This is a genomic window from Aquibium carbonis (assembly GCF_003970795.1).
Lineage (GTDB): Bacteria > Pseudomonadota > Alphaproteobacteria > Rhizobiales > Rhizobiaceae > Aquibium > Aquibium carbonis.
In genome coordinates, this window is record NZ_RWKW01000043.1 from 1 (window position 1) to 21,664 (window position 21,664).

The following is a 21,664-nucleotide window of genomic DNA, read 5'->3' on the forward strand; positions in this document are numbered from 1 at the left end:
GTCCCCGCGACCGCCATCCTGATGGGGCGCGGCAGGCTTGCCGGCGGCGCGCTGCTGCTGGCCCGAGCGTGCGGGACGACCCTGGGGCTTGCCCTGCGGCCTGCCCTGGGGACGCGACGAGCGCTCGGGGCGCTCCGGACGCGAGCCCGCCGGCAACGGCTTCTGGAACGGATCGGGCGAACCGGTGTGGTCGGCCACGATCGGGATGGCCTTGCGGATCACCTTCTCGACGGCGCGCAGCTTCGACATTTCCTCCGGATCGCACAGCGTGACCGACTTGCCGTCGGCGCCGTTGCGACCGGTGCGGCCGATGCGATGGACGTAGGTCTCCGGCTCGTCGGGCAGGTCGTAGTTGACGACGAGCGAGATGCCGGGCACGTCGATGCCGCGCGCGGCGATGTCGGTGGCGACCAGGATCTTGACCGAGCCGTCGCGGAAGCCGTTCAGCGCGCGCTGGCGGGCGTTCTGCGACTTGTTGCCGTGGATGACGTCGGCCGAGAAGCCGTCCTGCTCGAGCTGGCGCGTCACCTTGTCGGCGCCGTGCTTGGTGCGGGCGAAGATGATCACCGGACCGTCGCCTTCGGCGCGCAGGATGTCGGCCAGAACGTTGCGCTTCTGCTTGGTGCGCGCCTTGACGAGGCCCTGGGTGATTTCCATCACCGTCGTTCCCTGCGGAGCGACTGACACGCGAATCGGATCCTTCATCAGGCCCATGGCGAGCTTTTCGATCTCGTCGGGCATGGTGGCCGAGAACAGCGTCGTCTGGCGGTCGGGATGCGTCGCGCGGGCGAGCTTCTTGACGTCGTTGATGAAGCCCATGTCGAGCATGCGGTCGGCCTCGTCGAGGACGAGCCAGCGCGTCTGGTCGAGCTTGACGTCGCCCTCGCGGACGAGGTCGACGAGGCGGCCCGGCGTGGCGATCAGGATGTCGACGCCGTCCCGCAGGCGACGGACCTGATTGTTGCGCGAGACGCCGCCGAGCACCTGGCAGGTGGTGATGTGCATGCCCTTCGACAGGAGGCGGATGGCCTCGTCGATCTGCACGGCGAGTTCGCGCGTCGGCGCCAGGATCAGCGCGTGCGGGCACTTGGGGCGGCGCTTGGCGCCGAGCGCCATGATGCGGGTGAGGATCGGCAGCGCGAACGCCGCCGTCTTGCCGGAGCCGGTCTGGGCGATGCCGAGCACGTCGCGCCCGGCCAGATAGTGCGGGATCGCCTGCGTCTGGATGGGCTTCGGGGTGGTCAGGCCGGCAGCCAGCGTCGCCTTGAGGAGCGCGCCGGTGATGCCGAGAGCTTCGAAGCCATTGTCGGCTTCGGGGGTGGTGTGAATGGTCAAAATCGTCTCTTTCGGCGGGCAACGCCCGCACTGCGGCCCGGCGGGCGCAACCTGCCGTGGCACTCTTCTCATGTGAACGACGAGGCGGCGCGCCCGAAACGGGCCGTGGCCGGCTGCGCTGTCGTTACCATCGGCCTCATGCCGACGGAGTTGCCTTCACCACCAGACCGGTCGATCTCCGAGGAGACGTGATCCGATCGAGGGGAAGGCCAGACGCAACCAGGTCGATTTCCGACGAACCGGCAATGCCGGCCCAAGCGCCTGTCGCGGCATATGGGCGAGATCGACGGGGAATGCAAGGGATTTCGCCGCGCTGGCGTGAAGCGCCTCCGACGGAGGGCAACCGGCGGCGCAGCCACGCACGCCGCCGGCCGGTGTCATTCGCTCGAGGTCACGATCAGGACGGATCGTTCCGGGGTGACGCCGCTGAACGAGGTCCACAGCGCCGCGGCGATGAAGAGGATACTCACGATACCGGCCAGGTTGGTCATGGCGAAACTCCCTTCCGTTTCGCCCCGCGCAAGGAAAAGAATAGCGCGGCCGGGCCGGCCTGGCGCCCCCGCGACGATAAATTTCTGGTCCAGGCCGTTCCAAAGCGTGAATCCGGCCCGGTTGCGGTTAGGATAGGGGCGTAGTTGCCAGAGGTTCCAGACATGTCCGACTTTCCGATTTTCGATCTCTCCCGCTTTGAAAAGGCAGGCCACGACGAACGCGTGCTGCTCGGCGCCGAGGTCGACGACATCTGCCGCCAGACGGGGTTTCTCGCCATCCGCGGCCACGGCGTGCCGCAAGAGGTCATCGACGGCGCCTGGTTCAAGGCGCGCGCGTTCTTCGATCTGCCCGCCGACGAGAAGCAGAAGGCGAGGGCGCCTTTCGCCGGCTATCCCTACGGGTATCTCGGGCCCGAATCGGAGGCGCTGGCGAAGTCGAAGGGGCAGGACACCCCGCCGGACCTGAAGGAGAGCTTCAATGGCGGGCCTCTCGCGGTGCCCGCGGGGCTGGACGACCGGCAGGCACTCGACTTCTGCTATGCCCCGACCATCTGGCCGACCGCCCCGGACGGCTTTCGTCCGGCCTGGGAGGCCTATTATCGGGCGATGGAAGACCTCGCGGCGCGCATAATGCGCGTCTTCGCGGTGGCGCTGAAGCTCGACGAGGATTTCTTCGCGCCGACGATCGACAAGCCGATCAGCGCCCTGCGCGCGCTCAACTATCCGCAGCAGCCGGTGCCGCCGAAGCCCGGACAGTTGCGTGCCGGCGCCCACACAGACTACGGCAGCCTGACCATCCTCCTGCCCGAGGCGGGCTCCGGCGGCCTGGAGATCTTCACCCCGGAAGGCAACTGGCGGGCCGTGCCGCCGGTGGCGGGCGCCTTCGTCATCAACATCGGCGACCTGATGGCGCTGTGGACCAACGACCGCTGGGTGTCGACGCTGCATCGCGTGGTCAATCCCGCGCCGCGCGCCGACGGCTCCACCCGTCGCCAGTCCTTCGCCTTCTTCCACCAGCCGAACTGGCACCAGGAAATCGCCTGCCTGCCATCCTGTCTTTCGCCGGGCGAGACGCCGACATACGAGCCGGTGCGCTCCGGTCCGTATCTCATGGGCAAGTTCCAGTCGACGGTGAAGGCGGCATAGGGAGAGTTGCGCCGAGCCGCCCGGCTCGCATTGCCTTTTCCGCGCCTTCCGCTAAGAGAAGCCCGACCTTTCCGGACATCTTTCGAGGGAGCCTCCCATGACAGCCATCGTCGACATCATCGGCCGTGAAATCCTTGACAGCCGCGGCAATCCGACCGTCGAGGTCGACGTGGTGCTGGAGGACGGCTCGATGGGCCGCGCCGCCGTGCCGTCCGGCGCGTCGACCGGCGCGCACGAGGCCGTGGAGCTGCGAGACGGTGGCCCGCGCTACCTCGGCAAGGGCGTCGAGCGCGCCGTCGAGGCCGTCAACGGCGAAATCTTCGAGGCGATCGGCGGCATGGAGGCCGAGAACCAGATCCACATCGACCAGACGATGATCGAGCTCGACGGCACCGCCAACAAGAGCCGGCTCGGCGCCAACGCCATCCTGGGCGTGTCGCTGGCGGTGGCCAAGGCCGCTGCCGAAGCCGCCGGCCTGCCGCTCTACCGCTATGTCGGCGGTGCGGCGTCCCACGTGCTGCCGGTGCCGATGATGAACATCATCAATGGCGGCGCCCATGCCGACAATCCGATCGACTTCCAGGAGTTCATGATCATTCCCGTGGGCGCGCCCTCGCTGCGCGAAGCCGTGCGCTGGGGATCGGAAATCTTCCACACACTGAAGAAGGGCCTGAAGGATGCCGGCCACAACACCAATGTGGGCGACGAGGGCGGCTTTGCGCCGAACCTGAAGAGCGCGACCGCCGCGCTCGACTTCATCATGGGGTCGATCGAAAAAGCCGGCTACAAGCCGGGCGAAGAAGTGGCGATCGGCCTCGATTGCGCCGCGACCGAGTTCTTCAAGGACGGCGCCTATGTCTACGAGGGCGAGAGGAAGACCCGCGATCCGAAGGCGCAGGCGAAGTATCTCGCCAAGCTGGCCGGCGACTACCCGATCATCTCGATCGAGGACGGCATGTCGGAAGACGACTGGGAAGGCTGGAAGTACCTGACCGACCTCGTCGGCAAGTCCTGCCAGCTGGTCGGCGACGACCTGTTCGTGACCAGCTCGGCGCGGCTGCGCGACGGCATCCGCATGGGGGTCGCCAATTCGATCCTCGTCAAGGTCAACCAGATCGGCACGCTCACGGAGACGCTGGACGCGGTGGAGACCGCGCACAAGGCGGCCTATACCGTCGTCATGTCGCATCGGTCGGGCGAGACCGAAGACTCGATCATCGCCGACCTCGCGGTCGCGACCAATTGCGGGCAGATCAAGACCGGGTCGCTCGCGCGCTCCGACCGGCTGGCCAAGTACAACCAGCTCCTCCGCATCGAGGAAGAACTCGGCAAGCAGGCGCGCTATGCCGGCCGGGCGATCTTCAAGAGCTGATCCGCTTTCCGGCATGGAGGCTTCGAAGGGTCGCCGGTGGCGGCCCTTTCGCGTTTTCCGCGGGGCCGGTCGACCGCGCCGTAACCGGGCGTTAAGCACGTCGCGCTAGAAGGGAGGCAAAGGAAGAACCTCCCCATGTGGACGCGCCAGCACAAGAAGCGGAACACCGGCCGGTACATCGTGCCAGCCTTCGCGACGCTGTTCCTGAGCTATTTCGGCTTCCATGCCTTCAATGGCGAATACGGCATCTACTCCAAGTACCAGCTTGCCGAACGCAAGGTGGTTCTGCTGGCCGAACTCGACCGCAAGCGCGCGCTCCGCGAGGAGCTCGAGGCGCGGGTGGAGTTGCTGCGCAACGGCACCCTGGAGAAGGACATGCTCGACGAGCAGGCCCGCCGCGCACTCAACCTCTCGGCGCCGGACGAGATCACCATCATGCGGTCTTTCAGCAATTCGAATTAACCGGAAGTCGGTTCATTATCGATAGTTCGAACGATTTCCGCTATTTAGCCGCATGACAGCCATGCAGTTTTCCGCGTGGCCGAATTCGATCCTGCATGCTAGCTTTCCTTCATCCAGGGAGGTGAGAGACAAGCTCGACCTCCCGTGTCCGCGAAGAAGACAGGATCAGGGAGAAGCGAATGAAGGCGGTGGCGAAAAAGACGTCCCCCAGGACGAAGGCCGACGCCGACGGCACGGCGGCGGTGAAAACCCCCAAGCCCGTCGAGTTCGACAAGGAGCAGGAACTGTCCGCCTATCGCAGCATGCTCCTCATCCGCCGTTTCGAGGAGAAGGCCGGCCAGCTCTACGGCATGGGCTTCATCGGCGGCTTCTGCCATCTCTACATCGGCCAGGAGGCGGTCGTGACCGGCCTTCGCATGTCGATGAAGGACGGCGACCAGATGATCACCGCCTATCGAGACCACGGCCACATGCTGGCCATGGAGATGACGCCGCGCGGCGTGATGGCCGAGCTGACCGGGCGCCGGGGCGGCTACTCCCGCGGCAAGGGCGGCTCCATGCACATGTTCTCCAAGGAAAAGAACTTCTATGGCGGTCATGGCATCGTCGGCGCCCAGGTGTCGCTCGGCACCGGGCTGGCCTTCGCCAACCGCTACCGCGAGAATGACTTCGTCTCGCTGACCTTCTTCGGCGACGGCGCCGCCAACCAGGGCCAGGTCTACGAGAGCTTCAACATGGCCTCGCTGTGGAAGCTGCCGGTGATCTACGTCATCGAGAACAACCGCTACGCCATGGGCACGTCGGTGACGCGCTCCTCCGCCGAGACCGATTTCTCGCATCGCGGCATCTCCTTCAAGATCCCGGGCATCCAGGTCGACGGCATGGACGTGCGTGCGGTCAAGGCTGCCGGCGACCTGGCGCTGGACTGGTGCCGGTCGGGCAAGGGACCGATCATCCTGGAGATGCAGACCTATCGCTATCGCGGCCATTCGATGTCCGATCCGGCGAAGTACCGCTCGAAGGACGAGGTCCAGAAGATGCGCTCCGAGCACGATCCGATCGAGCAGGTGAAGGCCCGGCTCGTGGAGAAGGGCTGGGCGAGCGAGGAAGAGCTGAAGGCGATCGACAAGGAGGTTCGCGACATCGTGGCCGATTCGGCCGATTTCGCGCAGACCGATCCTGAGCCGGATGTTTCGGAGCTCTACACCGACATCCTGCGCTGACGACTGCGTCCGATGCGCCCGATTCCGGATCCGACCGTCCTTCTGCTGGCAACCGGCGTGGTGGCGCTGGTCGGATGGTTCTTCTGGTTCGTGCTTGCCGGGACGTTCGGGACGGTTCGCCATATCTCCCGGCAACTCGACGAACGTTCGGCGCGGCAGCGCATCGCGCTCGCCGGATCGGTCACGCGGGCGACGTCGCTCTGGCTCGTCGCGGTTCGCGTCATTCCCATTGGTACGTTGGTCGGCCTTCTGGCCTACCAGTTCGCAGGCAAGTTCCATATCCGCTGAGAGCGGACGAATAAGATAGGTGAGGATACCATGCCCGTCGACATCCTGATGCCGGCCCTCTCGCCCACGATGGAAGAGGGCACTCTGTCGAAATGGCTGAAGAAGGAGGGCGATAGCGTCGCCCCTGGCGACGTGATCGCCGAGATCGAGACCGACAAGGCGACCATGGAAGTGGAAGCCGTCGACGAGGGCACGCTGGGCAAGATCCTGGTCGCCGAGGGCACCGAGAACGTCAAGGTCAACACGCCGATCGCGGTGCTCGTGGCCGAGGGCGAGAGCGCGGACGACAGCCCGAAGCCTGCCGCCTCCGCCACGCCGCAGGCCTCCTCGAAGCCCGACGCCGATACGCCGAAGGCGGCTGCCGACGATGCCGGCGGCAAGGCGCGACCGGCGGCCGAGGAAACGTCCGGCAAGCAGGCGCAGACCGTTCCGGCCGAGCCGAAGGCCACGGTTGCCGCCGATCCCGACATTCCGGCGGGCACGGAGATGGTGCCGACCACGGTTCGCGAGGCGCTGCGCGACGCCATGGCCGAGGAGATGCGCCGCGACGCCGACGTGTTCATCATGGGCGAGGAGGTGGCCGAGTACCAGGGCGCCTACAAGATCACGCAGGGGCTGCTGCAGGAATTCGGTCCCAAGCGCGTGGTCGACACCCCGATCACCGAGCACGGCTTTGCCGGCGTGGGCGTCGGCGCCGCGATGTCCGGGCTGAAGCCGATCGTCGAGTTCATGACCTTCAATTTCGCCATGCAGGCGATCGACCAGATCGTCAATTCGGCGGCCAAGACGCTCTACATGTCGGGCGGCCAGATGGGCGCGCCGATCGTCTTTCGCGGTCCCAACGGCGCGGCCGCGCGCGTCGGCGCCCAGCACAGCCAGGACTATGCCGCCTGGTACGGCCATATCCCCGGCCTCAAGGTGGTGCAGCCCTATACGGCGGCCGATGCCAAGGGCCTGCTGAAGGCGGCGATCCGCGATCCCAACCCGGTGATCTTCCTCGAGAACGAAATCCTCTACGGCCAGACCTTCGACGTGCCGAAGCTGGACGATTTCGTGCTGCCGATCGGCAAGGCGCGCATCCACCGCACCGGCAAGGACGCGACCATCGTGTCCTTCGGCATCGGCATGACCTATGCCGTGAAGGCCGCCGACAAGCTGGCCGAGGAGGGCATCGACGTCGAGATCGTCGACTTGCGGACCATCCGGCCGATGGACCTCGACACGGTGATCGAGAGCGTCAGGAAGACCAACCGCCTCGTCACCGTGGAGGAAGGCTTTCCGCAGTCGTCCGTCGGCGATCACATCGCCAGCCAGGTGATGCAGCGCGCCTTCGACCATCTCGACGCGCCGGTGATCACGATCTGCGGCAAGGACGTGCCGATGCCCTATGCCGCCAATCTCGAAAAGCTCGCGCTGCCGAATGTCGGCGAAGTGGTCGAGGCGGTGAAGGCGGTGTGCTACCGTCGCTGATCGAAGGTCGGGAGGGACCGCGAAGTGAGCGCATCCGCAACGGACGAGAAGAGGCCGGCGACCTACGCCGATCTCGAAGCCGTGCCGGAGCATCTGGTGGCGGAGATCATCGACGGCGTGCTGCGGACGCATCCGCGGCCTTCGCCGCGGCATGGAGCGAGCGCGTTCAGCCTTGGTGGCGTCCTGACGGGACCATTCCAGAAAGGCGCGGGCGGACCTGGTGGCTGGGTGTTTTTCATCGAGCCGGAAGTGAAGTTCGAGGACGACATCCTCGTGCCTGACTTGGTCGGGTGGCGCCGCGAGAGGCTGATGTCCTACCCGGAGAAGAACTATTTCACGATCGCACCGGACTGGGTCTGCGAGGTTCTTTCCGGATCGACCGAACGGCGTGATCGCACGGTCAAGATGCGCATCTACGCCAAGGCCGGCATTCCGCATCTCTGGCTGATCGATCCCCGGCTCCAGATACTGGAAGCGTTCGAGAACAATGGCGGCCGCTGGACAAAGGTCGGCGACTGGAACTCCGCCGACGATGTCCGCGCGCCGCCCTTCGACGCCATTACCTTCCCGCTCGCCGACCTGTGGCCGCTCGACCCGCCGCTCGGCCTGAACGAAGACCCCACGCCCTATTACGCCGGAGACAGATAGATGCCCATCAACATCACCATGCCGGCCCTCTCGCCCACGATGGAGGAGGGCAACCTCGCCAAATGGCTGGTCAAGGAGGGCGACCATGTCGCGCCGGGCGACGTGATCGCCGAGATCGAGACCGACAAGGCGACAATGGAAGTGGAAGCCGTCGACGAGGGCACGGTGGCCAAGCTCGTCGTCCCGGCCGGCACCGAAGGCGTCAAGGTCAACGCGGTGATCGCGATCCTGGCGGGCGTGGGCGAGGATGCCGGCGCTGCGGCCAAGGGCGGCGGCGACGCCGCGCCCGCCAAGGCCGAGGCGAAGCCGGCGGAGAAGGGCGCTACCCCGCCCACCTCTCGGTCCGTCACGCCCCCCTCTGCCCTGCCGGGCATCTCCCCCACAAGGGGGGAGATCAGCCAGTCTCGAACCTTCGCCTCGCCGCTGGCGCGGCGCATCGCGGGCGAGGCCGGGATCGACCTCTCCGCCATCGACGGCTCGGGTCCGCATGGCCGCGTGGTGAAGGCCGACGTGGAGAAGGCGGTCGCAGGGGGCGGGGCCAAGGCGGCGCCGGTCGGAAAGGCGGAGGGCGGCGCGCCCGCGCCCGCCGCTGCCGCGCCCGCAGCCAAGCCGATGTCCGACGACACCGTGCTGAAGCTGTTCGAGGAGGGCTCCTACGATCTCCTGCCGCATGACGGCATGCGCAAGACGATCGCCGCGCGGCTGACCGAATCGCATCAGACCGTGCCGGCCTATTTCGTCTCGATGGACTGCGAGATCGACGCGCTCCTGAAGCTGCGCGCCGAGATCAACGCCGCCGCGCCGATGATGAAGGGCGAAAAGGGCGAGGCGCCGGCCTACAAGCTCTCGGTCAACGACTTCGTCATCAAAGCGATGGCGCTGGCGCTACGCGACGTGCCGATGGCCAACGCCTCGTGGACCTCGACCGCGCGGGTCAGGCACAAGCATTCCGATATCGGCGTGGCGGTGGCGATTCCCGACGGCCTGATCACGCCGATCATCCGCAAGGCGGAGCAAAAGACGCTGTCGGTCATCTCCAACGAGATGAAGGATCTGGCGAAACGCGCCCGCGACAAGAAGCTGAAGCCCGTGGAATACCAGGGCGGCACGACGGCGGTGTCGAACCTCGGCATGTTCGGCGTCTCGAACTTCACCTCGATCATCAACCCGCCGCACGCCTCGATCGTGTCGATCGGCGCGGGCGTCGAGAAGCCGGTGGTGAAGAAGGGCGAGATCGCCATCGCCACCGTCATGACCGCCACCTTCGCCTTCGACCATCGGGTCATCGACGGCGCGCTGGGCGCCGAACTCGCGGCGGCGTTCCAGCGGCACATCGAGAAGCCGATGGGGATGCTGGTGTAGGCGAAACCCTCTCCCTTTCGGGGAGGGGGCAGTGGAGCATCTCATGAGAAACGTCCTCTGCTATGGCGACTCGCTCACCTGGGGCTATTCGGCCGAAGGGCCGTCGCGCCATGACTACGCCGACCGCTGGCCGAGCGTGCTGCAGGCAGCCCTCGGGCACCAGGCGGTGGTGATCGCCGAAGGGCTGAACGGCCGCACGACCGCCTTCGACGACCATCTGGGCGGGGCCGACCGCAACGGGGCGCGGGCGCTGCCGGTGGCGCTGGTCAGCCACGCGCCGCTCGACCTCGTCATCCTGATGCTCGGCACCAACGACATGAAACCGTTCATCTGCGGCCGCGCCATCGGCGCCAAGCAGGGCATGCGACGGCTGATCGACATCGTGCGCGGCACCACCTATCCGCTCGGCGCCGAGCCGCCGGAGATCCTGATCGTGGCGCCGCCGCCACTGAGCGAGACCGCCGATCCGGATTTCGCGGCCATGTTCGAGGGCGGCGTGCCGGAGTCCGAGATGCTGGCGAGCTTCTATTCCGAACTTGCCGACGACACCGGCTGCGGTTTCTTCGACGCCGGCTCGGTCGTGGAGACGACGCCGATCGATGGCGTGCATCTCGACGCGGCCGGCACCCGCGCGCTCGGCAAGGCGATGGAGCCGATCGTGCGCATGATGCTCGGACTGTAGGCCTTCGGCGCGAACAAGAGGACCGTTGATCGAAATCAAGGAGTTCCGGGCGGCCAGGAATAGCCTGACGACATCGAAACGGGAGACCAAGAGATGTCGCACACACCGCACGAACTGGCCGAGGAATTTCCGGAGCACGTCGCGCTGATGCACCACATGCGATCGACGGACGGCCATTTTCATCGGCTGGCCAACGCGTATCATGAGGTGAACCGGACGATCCATCGGGCCGAGACCGACGTCGAGCCGATGGACGACATGCACGTGGCCGAACTGCGCAAGCAGCGCATGCGGCTGAAGGACGAGATCTACACCATGCTGGTGCGGCACGAGCCGGCGCCGGCGCCCGTGACGGAGGGGTGAGGGCAAGGGCCTCCGCTCCTCCCGAGACCGGCGGCAGGCCATCCGAATGGTCCTGCCGCCGACCCGTTCAGGAGTGGAAGCGCACATGTCCGAAACCTATGACGTCATTATCATCGGCGGCGGCCCCGGCGGCTACGTCACCGCGGTGCGGTCGGCCCAGCTCGGGCTGAAGACCGCCGTCGTCGAGCGCGAGCACCTCGGCGGCATCTGTTCCAACTGGGGCTGTATCCCGACCAAGGCGCTGCTGCGATCGGCCGAGGTGCTGCACCTGGCCGAACACGCCAAGGATTACGGGCTGACGCTCGAAGGCCGCATCTCGCCCGACCTGAAGGCGATCGTCGAGCGCTCGCGCGGCGTCGCCGGCCGCATGAACAACGGCGTCGCCTTCCTGATGAAGAAGAACAAGGTCGACGTCATCTGGGGCGAGGCGAAGATCACCAGGGCGGCCAAGGGCAACAAGCCGGCCGAGATCGTCGTGTCGAAGCCGGCGAAGAAGCCGATGCTGCCGCAGCACCCCGCGCCGAAGAACACCAAAGGCGAGGGCAGCTACCAGGCCAGGCACGTCATCATCGCCACCGGCGCCCGGCCGCGCGCGCTGCCGGGGATCGAGCCCGACGGCAGGCTGATCTGGACCTATTTCGAGGCGATGGTGCCCGAAAAAATGCCGAAGTCGCTGCTCGTCATGGGCTCGGGCGCCATCGGCATCGAGTTCGCGTCCTTCTACCGGGCCATGGGCGTCGACGTGACGGTGGTCGAGGTGATGAAGCAGGTGATGCCGGTGGAAGATGCCGAGGTTTCCGAGTTCGCCCGCAAGCGCTTCGAGAAGCAGGGCATGAAGATCCATCTCGAGGCCAAGGTGGTGAAGGTCGAGAAGGGGGCGGACAGCGTCACCGCCCATGTCGAGATGAAGGGCGGGACGGTGGAGAAGATCACCGCCGACCGGATGATCTCGGCCGTCGGCGTGGTCGGCAATGTCGAGGGCTTCGGCCTGGAAGACCTGGGCGTGAAGACCGAGCGCGGCACGATCGTCATCGACGAATGGTGCCGCACGAGCGTGCCGGGCCTTTATGCCATCGGCGACGTCGCCGGGCCGCCGATGCTCGCCCACAAGGCAGAGCATGAGGGCGTCATCTGCATCGAGAAGATCGCGGGCCTCCACCCGCACCCGCTCGACAAGCTCACTATCCCCGGCTGCACCTATTGCAACCCGCAGGTGGCGTCGGTGGGCTTGACCGAGGCGAAGGCCAAGGAAGCCGGCCACGAGGTGCGCGTCGGCCGCTTCCCCTTCGTCGCCAACGGCAAGGCCGTGGCGCTGGGGGAGGACCAGGGACTGGTGAAGACGGTGTTCGACAAGAAGACCGGCCAGCTCCTCGGCGCCCACATGGTCGGCGCGGAAGTGACCGAGCTGATCCAGGGCTTCGTGGTGGCCATGAACCTCGAGACGACCGAGGAAGAACTGATGCATTCGGTGTTCCCGCATCCGACCCTGTCGGAGGCGATGAAGGAAAGCGTGCTCGACGCCTATGGTCGGGCGTTGAACGCCTGAGCGGGGGCGGGACAGGGCGGCGGCACGTTTACGGGCAGGGGGACGGCGTGTCGGCGCGGAACCGCGATTGACAGCAGTGTGGTTCCGGGTTTCGCTGCGCGGCCTCGGAACCACCTCGGGTCGTTGTTTCTAGTCAAGTTTCTAGCTATGTTATCGCCATGGCCACGATCAACATGCACGACGCCAAGACGCAATTGTCCGATCTCGTCGCGCGCGCCGAGGCGGGCGAGGAAATCGTGATCGCGCGGCGCAACAAGCCAGCGGTCCGGCTGGTTCCGGTCGCACCGGAACCGAAGCCTCGCGGCTGGGGCGCCTGGGAGGGGCGTTACAGGCTGCCGGAGTCGTTCTTCGATCCGCTACCGGACGAGGAACTGAGTGCGTGGGACCGTTCGGATGAACCTCCTGCTTGATACGCACACGCTGCTCTGGCTGCTGCTGAGGGACAGGCGCCTGCCGCGCGCAACGGCGCTGATGATGATCGATGGAGCGAACACCGTTTTCGTCAGTTCGATCAGCGGCTTCGAGATCGCAACCAAGGTGAGCCTCGGCAAGCTTCCGGGAGCGAATTGGATTTCGCGCGCTTTCGTCACGCTGTGCGCGGACTTCGACTTCGTCGAACTGCCGGTCAACAATGCCCATGCCGTGATGGCCGGCGAGTTCAGGCTCGTTCACAAGGATCCGTTCGACCGCGTGCTAGCCGCGCAGGCGATCACGGAAGGGTTCGGGTTGGTGACGGACGACCGGGCGATGGAGGTGTTGGGGGCAGAGAGGGTGTGGGCGTAGCGAGTTTCGCGAATTCATGCTTGTTTTCCGTGTATGAGGACGGGATGTGAGCCTAGACGAACGACGAAGTATGTGTCGCCTTCGATACAGGAAACTGCGGCGAGCCTGTTTCGTCTCCTGAACCTGATCGCGGAGAAGATGGTCTCCGAGCCCAAGCACGTTGACGAAGTCTACGCCATGCTCCCGGTGAACGCACTTGCCGCGATAGAGGCGCGAGACAAGAAGGAATAGGCACCCTGCGGCGCATTCACCCTTCGGCGCGCCCTTCTGGCCCCCGCACGGCCCTTCGCTTGCGCTCCGGGCGTTTGGCGCTCGTATAGCCAAATCGTTGGCTTTCCGTCCGCTGCGCGGACCCGCACCTCACCCCCCTCGGGGTGGGGAGATCGGCAGCTTCGGCGGCTCGCCATCTCCCGATTCCTTCTCCCGCCCTTGTCCCCGATGGCCGCCCGTCGCAGGATGGCGCCCTGCAACTTTCGAGGGGATTTCGAATCATGGAAGTGGGTTGGTTCGTGGCGATCGTGGTCGGCGGGTTTGCCGGCTGGCTGGCCGGCAAGGTGATGGACATGCGCTTCGGCGTGTTCATGAACATCATCGTCGGCATCATCGGCGCCGTCGTCGGCAACGCGGTCCTGTCGCGGTTCGGCGTCTTCGTCGAGGGCGACTGGCTGGGCTACCTGATCGTCGGCTTCATCGGCGCCTGCATCCTGCTGTTCGTGGTCAAGCTGGTCCGCCGCTGAGCCTGTCATACAGCCGCTGCAAGCCATCCATCCCGCCTGCCGCGTCGATGGCGAAAAAACGTCGTGTTCGCGGCGGTTTTCCGGAACCGAATGCCCGGTTGTCCATTGTTGCTGCGGAACGGTTCACAATGGAGTGATGGAATGGACTTGAACGGCGTGGGAATTCTGGGCGCGATCATCGTCGGCGGCGTTGCCGGCTGGCTGGCCGAGCAGTTCATGAAGAGCAACATGGGGCTCCTGATGAACATCATCCTCGGCATCGTCGGGGCGGCCTTGCTCAACTTCCTCCTGAGCGCGCTCGGCATCTACACCGGCACGGGCTGGCTGGTCTACCTGATCGTGGGCTTCATCGGCGCCTGCATCCTGATCGCCATCGGGCGAGCCGTCAGGCGATAGCCCACCCAAGCGCCCGCCGACCATGCGTTCGACGGGCATGTGAGCAAAACGGCAAGGCCGCCATGTGATGGCGGTCTACCAACCGGCATCATGACGCGTTATATCGGTGGCTCGGACGCATGCGGCGATCGTCAAGATTCGCGCCGCACGCGTCACGTGTTCGTTTGTGGCATGTCCCCGGCCGATGCCGGGTCTCTTCCGGGAGGCATGCCCGATCCGCCGGAGCAGTCATGGTCACCGTCATCGACACAGTCGCGCGTCCCCGCGCACGCCATCCCGAAAAGGCCCACAGGCCCGATCAGGACGTGTTGCGCAAGCCCGACTGGATCCGGGTTCGCGCGCCCGTGTCGAAGGGTTATTCGGAGACCCGCGAGATCGTTCGTTCGCACAATCTGGTGACGGTGTGCGAAGAAGCCGGCTGTCCCAACATCGGCGAATGCTGGGACAAGAAGCACGCTACCTTCATGATCATGGGCGACATCTGCACCCGCGCCTGCGCCTTCTGCAACGTGTCGACAGGCCGGCCCGAAGCGCTCGACCGTGCGGAGCCCGACAGCGTGGCCAGGGCGGTCGCCAAGATGGGCCTCAACCACGTCGTCATCACCTCGGTCGACCGCGACGATCTCGACGATGGCGGGGCGCAGCACTTCGCCGACGTCATCCATGCCATCCGCGCCCTGTCTCCGGCGACGACGATCGAGATCCTGACGCCCGACTTCCTGAGGAAGGACGGGGCACTGGAGATCGTGGTCGCGGCCCGGCCCGACGTCTTCAACCACAATCTCGAAACGGTGCCGTCGAACTATCTGACGGTGCGGCCCGGCGCGCGCTACTTCCATTCGATCCGGCTCCTGCAGCGGGTGAAGGAGCTCGATCCGGGCATGTTCACCAAGTCTGGCATCATGGTGGGGCTGGGCGAGGAGCGCAACGAGGTGCTGCAGCTGATGGACGATCTGCGCGTCGCCGACGTCGATTTCCTGACCATCGGGCAGTATCTGCAGCCGACGAAGAAGCACCATCCGGTGAAGGCCTTCGTGACGCCCGACGAGTTCAAGTCCTACGAAACGGTGGCCTACACCAAGGGCTTCCTGATGGTGGCGGCGTCGCCTCTGACGCGCTCGTCGCACCACGCTGGCGATGATTTCGCACGCCTGAAGGCGGCGCGCGAGCGCAAGCGCACAGCCCTTGCCTGATCGAAACCCATGCCGAAATACGAAACCGTCCACCCCGTCCGCCATGCGCCGGAACGCATGTATGCGCTGGTGATGGACGTCGAACGCTATCCGCAGTTCGTGCCGATGTGCGAGGCGCTGGTGGTGCGGTCGCGCAAGGAACGCGACGGCGTGGAAGTGCTCGTCGCCGACATGACGGTCGGCTACAAGGCGATCCGCGAGACCTTCACCAGCCAGGTGGTGGCACGCGAGGCCGAGCTTGCGATCGACGTGAAGTATCTCGACGGTCCGTTCCGCTATCTGGAGAACCGCTGGCGCTTCGAGCCGAACGGCAAGGGTGGCACGGACATCCACTTCTTCATCGAATACGAGTTCAAGAGCCGCGTGCTGGGCGCGCTGATGGGGGCGATGTTCGACCGCGCCTTCCGACTGTTTGCCGGCGCCTTCGAGAAGCGCGCCGATGCCGTCTACGGCCAGCCGACGGATGATTTCACGGGCGCGTCAGCCTCGCGAGCATGAGCTCGAGCGCGGTGCGGACGGTCTGCTGGCGGACATGGTCGCGGCTTTTGGGCTCGAACAGGCGCTGAACCGCCACGACCTCGGCGCCGCGCGCGGCCAGGCCGAACCAGACCAGGCCGATGGGCTTTTCCTCCGACCCGCCGCCCGGCCCGGCAATGCCGGTCACCGCGACGGCCATCGTCGCCTTCGAGCGCGACAGCGCGCCGGCCGCCATCTCTCGCGCCGTTTCGGCCGAAACGGCGCCGTGCGCCGACAGCGTGGCCTCGGCGACGCCGAGCATCTCCATCTTCGCCTCGTTGGAATAGGTGACGAAACCTCGATCGACCACGATCGACGAGCCGGCAATGTCGGTCAGCGCGGCCGAAATCAGGCCGCCGGTGCAGGATTCGGCCGTCGACACGGTGATGCCTTCGGCGGCGCAGGCTTCGAGCAGGGCGCGGGCGAGATCGGCGTGCGGGCTCATGCGGGTACCTCTCCGGGATAGACGACGGTGGCGGTGGCGATGGCGGCGATGCCCTCCCGGCGGCCGACGAAGCCGAGCTTCTCGTTGGTGGTGGCCTTGATCGAGACTCGGTCGGGCGCAAGACCGAGCATGGACGCCATGGCCTCGACCATCGCCGGCCGGTGCGGCCCGACCTTCGGCGCCTCGCAGATCAGCGTCACGTCGGCATGGGCGATGCGGCCGCCGCGCGTCCGGACGATGCCGGCCGCGTGCTCGACGAAGAGGCGCGAGGCTGCGCCCTTCCATTGCGGGTCGGAGGGCGGAAAATGGACGCCGATGTCGCCGGCGCCGCAGGTGGCCAGAAGCGCGTCGGTCAGCGCGTGCAGGCCGACATCGGCGTCGGAATGGCCGTTGAGCTTCATCTCGTGCGGGATCGCGACGCCGCACAGCGTGACATGGTCGCCGGGCTCGAAGGAATGCACGTCGTAGCCGTTGCCGGTGCGCACATCCGGAAAGGACGGCGCGCGCGCGAGCTTTTCGTCGGCCATGGCGATCTCCCGGGCATAGGTGAGCTTGACGTTGTCGGGCGAGCCCTCGACCAGCCGGACGCCGATGCCGGCCCATTCGGCGATGGCCGAATCGTCGGTGAAATCCTCGCGGCCCAGTGTGGCGGCCTTGCGATGCGCCTCGAGGATCGGCGCGAAGCGAAAGCCCTGCGGGGTCTGCGCGGCAAACAGGCCGGCGCGCGGCACCGTCGCCTCGACGTGGCCGGCCGCGCCGGACCGCTTCAGCGTGTCGGAGACCGCCAGCGCCGGGAGCACGCCCAGGTCGGCGTCGAGGCCCGACACCACGCGGTCGATCAGCGCCGTGTCCACGAAAGGGCGCACGCCGTCATGGATCAGGATGTCGCGCGGCGGGTTCGGCTCCAGCGCCTCCAGCGCCAGCCGGGTGGAAGCCTGGCGGGTGGCGCCGCCGAAGACGACCCGCAGCCGGGGATCGGAGCCGGGCAGGGCGGCGCTAAAAAGCGCTTCGTCATCGCGATGTATCGCGACGACGATACGGTCGATGGCGGGATGCGCGCGGAAGGCGTCGACGGTGCGGCGGATGACCGGGACGCCGCCGATCCGGCGATACTGCTTCGGTCCGTCCGCCTGGCCGGCGCGCTCGCCGCGACCGGCCGCGACGATCACGACGACGGTCTGGCGGGGTTGGCTCGTGGACATCGCCGGTCACTCTCCTGCATGGGATTCGATCTATCGACGTGGTTTGTCGCTGACCAGCGTTTTTGTGATACCAGACCCGCGAGCCGGAATTTTGCGTTGCAACCGCAACCGGACATGTCTAATGAATAAGCAAGGCAGTTATCTGCGCGGTTTTTGTGCATGTGTGACGTTCCTAGGCTAGCCGACCCGCTGGTGATCGGTGAAGCCACCATCCGCAACAGGGTCTTCCTGGCGCCGCTCTCGGGGATCACCGACAGCGCGTTTCGCAGCCGCGCGTTCGCGCATGGGGCCGGCATGGTCGTGTCCGAGATGGTGGCGAGCGGCGAACTGGCACGGGGGCGGCTCGATTCCGTGCGGCGTATCGAAAAGGCGGGAGACCAGCTCCACGTCGTCCAGCTGGCTGGCCGCGACGCGCGCTGGATGGCCGAGGGCGCGAGGATCGCGGCCGGCGAGGGCGCCGACATCATCGACATCAACATGGGTTGCCCGGCCAAGAAGGTGACCGGCGGCTATTGCGGCTCGGCGCTGATGCGCGACCTCGACCTGGCGCAATCGCTGATCGAGGCGGTGGTCGAGGCCGTCGGCGTGCCGGTGACGGTCAAGATGCGGCTCGGCTGGGACGACACCGCGCTGGTGGCGCCCGAACTCGCAAGGCGGGCCGAGGCGGCCGGCGTCGCCATGGTGACCGTGCACGGCCGCACGCGCTGCCAGTTCTACAAGGGCCGCGCCGACTGGCGCGCGGTTGCCGCGGTGAAGCAGGCGGTGGCGATCCCCGTCGTCGTCAACGGCGACATCCTGAATGCCGCCGATGCCGCCGAGGCACTGGCGCAGTCCGGCGCCGACGCCGTCATGATGGGACGCGCCCATTGCGGCGCACCCTGGATGGCGGGCGTGGTTGCCGCCGAAGCCGGTGGACGGCCGGCGATCGGCGTGCCCGGTGATCCGGAAGCGCTGGCCGACTATGCCGCTGCCCACCACGAGGACATGCTTTCGCTCTACGGCGTCGGCCCGGGCCTGCGCCACGCGCGCAAGCACCTAGGCTGGTACCTGGAGCGCCATGCCCGGAGCGTATCGAACGAGCACCGCCTCGCCGTCATGACCTCCACCGATCCCAAGACAGTCATCAAGCAATTGCGCGCGGCGCTGGTCGAAGGGACCGGTGCCCACGCCATGAGGAACGCCGCATGAGCGCAAGTCCAATGCCCCGACCGCCGGTCTTCGACCCGGCGCAGATCGTGCTGAACACGATCCGCCATCCCGTCATCATGATCGACCATGAAGGCCGGCTGACCTTCGCCAATGCCGATGCGGAGGTGTTCTTCCGGTCGAGCGCCTCGATCCTGGCGCGCAACACCATCAGCCATTTCGTGCCGTTCGGCAGCCCGCTTCTGACCCTGATCGACCAGGTCAGGGAACGGCAGTCGCCGGTCAACGAATATCGCGTCGACATTTCGTCGCCGCGCCTGGGGCCCGACAAGCTGGTCGACATCTACGTCGCGCCGGTGCCGGAACTGCCCGGATCGGTGGTGGTGATGCTCCAGGAACGCTCGATGGCGGACAAGATCGACCGCCAGATGACGCATCGCGGCGCGGCGCGTTCGGTGACCGGACTGGCGGCGATGCTGGCGCACGAGATCAAGAACCCGTTGTCGGGCATCCGCGGCGCCGCGCAGCTGCTGGAAAGCGTCGTCTCCGACGAGGACCGGTCGCTGACGCGGCTGATCACCGACGAGACCGACCGCATCGTCTCCCTGGTCGATCGCATGGAGGTTTTCTCCGACGAGCGGCCGATCGACCGGACGCCGGTCAACATTCATGTCGTGCTCGACCACGTGAAGGCGATCGCACGCAACGGCTTTGCGCAAGGTATCCGCATCATCGAGGATTACGATCCGTCGCTGCCGCCGGTGTTCGGCAACCGCGACCAGCTGGTTCAGGTCTTCCTCAACCTGGTGAAGAACGCCGCCGAGGCCATCGCGGGCGATCCCTCCGGCGAGATCACGCTGTCGACCGCCTACCGTCCCGGGATCCGGCTGTCCGTGCCGGGAACGCAGGACCGCGTGTCCCTGCCGCTGCAATTCATCGTTCACGACAATGGCGGCGGCGTGCCCGAGGACATCAGGCCGATCCTGTTCGATCCGTTCATCACCACCAAGCCGAACGGGTCCGGGCTCGGCCTTGCGCTGGTCGCCAAGATCGTCGGCGAGCATGGCGGGGTGATCGAGTGCGATTCGTCGCCGCGCGGGACCAGCTTTCGCATCCTGATGCCGACGTGGAAGGAAGACCACGCCGCGCCTGCCAGCACGCTGGAAGGAGCTCTGCGATGAACCGGGGCAGCATCCTGGTCGCGGACGACGACGCCGCGATCCGCACCGTGCTCAACCAGGCGCTGTCGCGTGTCGGCCATGACGTGCGCGTGACGTCGAATGCCGCGACGCTGTGGCGCTGGGTGGCGGCGGGCGAGGGCGATCTGGTGATCACCGACGTGGTGATGCCCGACGAGAACGCCTTCGACATGCTGCCGCGCATCAAGAAGGCGCGGCCGCAGCTGCCCGTGATCGTGATGAGCGCGCAGAACACCTTCATGACGGCGATCCGCGCGTCGGAAAAGGGCGCCTACGAATATCTGCCGAAGCCTTTCGATCTCACCGAACTGCTCAACATCGTCAATCGGGCGCTGTCGGAGCCGAAAAAGCCGACCGTCGAGCATCGCACCGAAGAGCAGCTGGAATCGATGCCGCTGGTCGGCCGCTCGGCGGCCATGCAGGACATCTACCGCATGCTGGCGCGCATGATGCAGACCGACCTGACGGTGATGATCTCGGGCGAGTCGGGCACCGGCAAGGAACTGGTCGCGCGCGCGCTCCACGAATATGGCCGGCGCCGCAACGGCCCCTTCGTCGCCATCAACATGGCGGCGATCCCGCGCGACCTGATCGAGTCCGAGCTGTTCGGTCACGAGAAGGGCGCCTTCACCGGCGCGCAGAACCGGTCGAGCGGACGGTTCGAGCAGGCGGAGGGCGGCACGCTGTTCCTCGACGAGATCGGCGACATGCCGATGGAGGCGCAGACGCGGCTGCTGCGCGTGCTTCAGCAGGGCGAATACACCACCGTCGGCGGACGCACGCCGATCAGGACCGACGTGCGCATCGTCGCGGCGACCAACAAGGACCTTCGCACCCTGATCAACCAGGGCCTTTTCCGCGAAGACCTGTTCTACCGGCTGAACGTGGTGCCGCTGCGGCTGCCGGCGCTGCGCGAAAGGTCCGAGGACGTGCCTGACCTGGTGCGCCATTTCTTCAAGCTGGGCGAGGCCGAGGGATTGCAGGTCAAGCGCATCTCGACCGCCGGCCTGGACATGATGAAGCGCTATCCCTGGCCGGGCAACGTGCGCGAACTCGAAAACCTGGTGCGCAGGCTGGCCGCGCTCTATCCGCAGGACGAGATTTCGGCCGAGGTGATCGAGAACGAGCTGCAGACCGCAGGGCGTTCGCCCACCTCGGGCGAAAGCTCGCTGGTGCCGGAGAACCTGACCATCGGGCAGGCCGTGGAGCACTACCTCCAGCGCTACTTCACCTCGTTCGGCGACGATCTGCCGCCGTCCGGCCTCTACCAGCGCATCCTGGCGGAGGTGGAGTATCCGCTCGTGCTGGCCTCGATGACGGCCACCCGGGGCAACCAGATCCGCGCGGCCGAACTGCTCGGCCTGAACCGCAACACGCTGCGCAAGAAGATCCGCGAACTCGGCGTCAACGTCTACCGGACGTCGCGCGGTTCCTAGCCCGGTTCATTCCGCTTAGCGTTCGGGGGGGCCGATCCCCGACAAGGACGGCGCGGGCCGACGTCATGCATCGGCGTCCCGTCGCGTCGAGCGCTTGGGTGGATGGACGAATCGAACCATCTCCGGCGCCGGCTGACGCAACGGCACGGACCATGGGCCGTCGCGTTCTTGTTGCAGAATAGCCACAAAGCGTTGCAAGAGTGCAACTGACGAGGTGGCGAAT

24 protein-coding genes are annotated in these 21,664 nt (G+C 66.4%); 21 read left to right on the forward strand and 3 right to left on the reverse strand.

Annotation, left to right across the window (positions count from 1 at the left end; genetic code table 11):
• The coding region (locus EJC49_RS12515; RefSeq protein ID WP_148106295.1) for a DEAD/DEAH box helicase at nucleotides 1-1,407 on the reverse strand (1,407 nt) is incomplete at its 3' end.
• A gap of 581 nt (nucleotides 1,408-1,988) precedes the next feature.
• Here EJC49_RS12515 and EJC49_RS12520 point away from each other — a divergent pair.
• The 18 genes from EJC49_RS12520 to EJC49_RS12600 all read left to right on the forward strand — a co-directional run bounded on the left by EJC49_RS12520 (nucleotide 1,989) and on the right by EJC49_RS12600 (nucleotide 15,995).
• Nucleotides 1,989-2,972: an isopenicillin N synthase family dioxygenase gene (locus tag EJC49_RS12520; protein ID WP_126700272.1), complete on the forward strand. Its 984-nt coding sequence runs from the start codon at nucleotides 1,989-1,991 to the stop codon at nucleotides 2,970-2,972.
• Between the two features lie 97 nt (nucleotides 2,973-3,069).
• Nucleotides 3,070-4,344 (forward strand): phosphopyruvate hydratase, encoded by a 1,275-nt coding sequence (gene eno, locus EJC49_RS12525; RefSeq protein WP_126700273.1) that lies wholly within the window; start codon nucleotides 3,070-3,072, stop codon nucleotides 4,342-4,344.
• Nucleotides 4,345-4,479: 135 nt separating this feature from the next.
• Entirely contained in the window at nucleotides 4,480-4,806 is a 327-nt protein-coding gene (locus EJC49_RS12530) for an FtsB family cell division protein (protein ID WP_126700274.1), read from the forward strand.
• A gap of 179 nt (nucleotides 4,807-4,985) precedes the next feature.
• Nucleotides 4,986-6,029, forward strand: a complete 1,044-nt coding sequence (gene pdhA / locus EJC49_RS12535; RefSeq protein ID WP_126700275.1) for a pyruvate dehydrogenase (acetyl-transferring) E1 component subunit alpha — start codon at nucleotides 4,986-4,988, stop codon at nucleotides 6,027-6,029.
• A 12-nt stretch (nucleotides 6,030-6,041) separates the two neighbouring features.
• Complete coding sequence (locus EJC49_RS12540; protein WP_126700276.1) at nucleotides 6,042-6,317, forward strand: hypothetical protein; 276 nt, start codon at nucleotides 6,042-6,044, stop codon at nucleotides 6,315-6,317.
• A 30-nt stretch (nucleotides 6,318-6,347) separates the two neighbouring features.
• On the forward strand, nucleotides 6,348-7,787 hold the full coding sequence (locus EJC49_RS12545) for a pyruvate dehydrogenase complex E1 component subunit beta (RefSeq protein ID WP_126700277.1): 1,440 nt from the start codon (nucleotides 6,348-6,350) through the stop codon (nucleotides 7,785-7,787).
• A gap of 24 nt (nucleotides 7,788-7,811) precedes the next feature.
• The gene (locus tag EJC49_RS12550) at nucleotides 7,812-8,435 is read left to right on the forward strand and encodes a Uma2 family endonuclease (protein ID WP_126700278.1); all 624 of its coding nucleotides are present in this window, start codon (nucleotides 7,812-7,814) and stop codon (nucleotides 8,433-8,435) included.
• Nucleotides 8,436-9,797 carry a pyruvate dehydrogenase complex dihydrolipoamide acetyltransferase gene (locus EJC49_RS12555; protein ID WP_126700279.1) on the forward strand — a complete coding sequence of 454 codons (1,362 nt, stop codon included), beginning with the start codon at nucleotides 8,436-8,438 and terminating at the stop codon, nucleotides 9,795-9,797. It abuts the gene before it with no gap.
• A gap of 43 nt (nucleotides 9,798-9,840) precedes the next feature.
• On the forward strand, nucleotides 9,841-10,479 hold the full coding sequence (locus tag EJC49_RS12560; RefSeq protein WP_126700280.1) for an SGNH/GDSL hydrolase family protein: 639 nt from the start codon (nucleotides 9,841-9,843) through the stop codon (nucleotides 10,477-10,479).
• Between the two features lie 93 nt (nucleotides 10,480-10,572).
• A complete protein-coding gene (locus tag EJC49_RS12565) occupies nucleotides 10,573-10,842 on the forward strand; it encodes an HP1242/YdcH family protein (protein WP_126700281.1) in 270 nt (89 codons plus the stop codon).
• Nucleotides 10,843-10,927: 85 nt separating this feature from the next.
• Nucleotides 10,928-12,388, forward strand: coding sequence for a dihydrolipoyl dehydrogenase (lpdA, locus tag EJC49_RS12570; protein WP_126700282.1), 1,461 nt, complete (start codon nucleotides 10,928-10,930; stop codon nucleotides 12,386-12,388).
• A gap of 158 nt (nucleotides 12,389-12,546) precedes the next feature.
• Nucleotides 12,547-12,798, forward strand: a complete 252-nt coding sequence (locus tag EJC49_RS12575) for a type II toxin-antitoxin system Phd/YefM family antitoxin (protein WP_126700283.1) — start codon at nucleotides 12,547-12,549, stop codon at nucleotides 12,796-12,798.
• Nucleotides 12,782-13,171, forward strand: a complete 390-nt coding sequence (locus EJC49_RS12580) for a type II toxin-antitoxin system VapC family toxin (protein ID WP_126700284.1) — start codon at nucleotides 12,782-12,784, stop codon at nucleotides 13,169-13,171. Before EJC49_RS12575 ends, EJC49_RS12580 begins: the two co-directional genes overlap by 17 nt.
• A gap of 72 nt (nucleotides 13,172-13,243) precedes the next feature.
• Complete coding sequence (locus tag EJC49_RS25660) at nucleotides 13,244-13,402, forward strand: hypothetical protein (protein WP_170314702.1); 159 nt, start codon at nucleotides 13,244-13,246, stop codon at nucleotides 13,400-13,402.
• 257 nt (nucleotides 13,403-13,659) lie between these two features.
• Nucleotides 13,660-13,908: a GlsB/YeaQ/YmgE family stress response membrane protein gene (locus EJC49_RS12585; RefSeq protein ID WP_425358814.1), complete on the forward strand. Its 249-nt coding sequence runs from the start codon at nucleotides 13,660-13,662 to the stop codon at nucleotides 13,906-13,908.
• A gap of 141 nt (nucleotides 13,909-14,049) precedes the next feature.
• Entirely contained in the window at nucleotides 14,050-14,304 is a 255-nt protein-coding gene (locus EJC49_RS12590; RefSeq protein WP_126700286.1) for a GlsB/YeaQ/YmgE family stress response membrane protein, read from the forward strand.
• A 230-nt stretch (nucleotides 14,305-14,534) separates the two neighbouring features.
• Complete coding sequence (lipA, locus tag EJC49_RS12595) at nucleotides 14,535-15,497, forward strand: lipoyl synthase (RefSeq protein WP_126700287.1); 963 nt, start codon at nucleotides 14,535-14,537, stop codon at nucleotides 15,495-15,497.
• Between the two features lie 9 nt (nucleotides 15,498-15,506).
• Nucleotides 15,507-15,995: a type II toxin-antitoxin system RatA family toxin gene (locus tag EJC49_RS12600; RefSeq protein ID WP_126700288.1), complete on the forward strand. Its 489-nt coding sequence runs from the start codon at nucleotides 15,507-15,509 to the stop codon at nucleotides 15,993-15,995.
• On the opposite strand, the gene EJC49_RS12605 is transcribed toward EJC49_RS12600, so the two are convergent.
• Nucleotides 15,967-16,458 (reverse strand): CinA family protein, encoded by a 492-nt coding sequence (locus EJC49_RS12605; RefSeq protein ID WP_126700289.1) that lies wholly within the window; start codon nucleotides 16,456-16,458, stop codon nucleotides 15,967-15,969. The two genes, EJC49_RS12600 and EJC49_RS12605, sit on opposite strands and share 29 nt — an antisense overlap.
• Entirely contained in the window at nucleotides 16,455-17,660 is a 1,206-nt protein-coding gene (locus EJC49_RS12610; RefSeq protein WP_126700290.1) for a bifunctional 2-C-methyl-D-erythritol 4-phosphate cytidylyltransferase/2-C-methyl-D-erythritol 2,4-cyclodiphosphate synthase, read from the reverse strand. The genes EJC49_RS12605 and EJC49_RS12610 overlap by 4 nt, the downstream gene beginning before the upstream one ends.
• 159 nt (nucleotides 17,661-17,819) lie before the next feature.
• Between EJC49_RS12610 and dusB the strand changes: the two genes are divergently transcribed.
• The 3 genes from dusB to ntrC are packed head-to-tail and all read left to right on the forward strand — an operon-like array spanning nucleotide 17,820 to nucleotide 21,441.
• Nucleotides 17,820-18,848, forward strand: coding sequence for a tRNA dihydrouridine synthase DusB (gene dusB, locus EJC49_RS12615; RefSeq protein ID WP_126700291.1), 1,029 nt, complete (start codon nucleotides 17,820-17,822; stop codon nucleotides 18,846-18,848).
• Nucleotides 18,845-19,987: a two-component system sensor histidine kinase NtrB gene (locus tag EJC49_RS12620; RefSeq protein WP_126700292.1), complete on the forward strand. Its 1,143-nt coding sequence runs from the start codon at nucleotides 18,845-18,847 to the stop codon at nucleotides 19,985-19,987. The genes dusB and EJC49_RS12620 overlap by 4 nt, the downstream gene beginning before the upstream one ends.
• Nucleotides 19,984-21,441 carry a nitrogen regulation protein NR(I) gene (gene ntrC / locus EJC49_RS12625; RefSeq protein WP_126700293.1) on the forward strand — a complete coding sequence of 486 codons (1,458 nt, stop codon included), beginning with the start codon at nucleotides 19,984-19,986 and terminating at the stop codon, nucleotides 21,439-21,441. The genes EJC49_RS12620 and ntrC overlap by 4 nt, the downstream gene beginning before the upstream one ends.
• Nucleotides 21,442-21,664 lie beyond the last annotated feature (223 nt).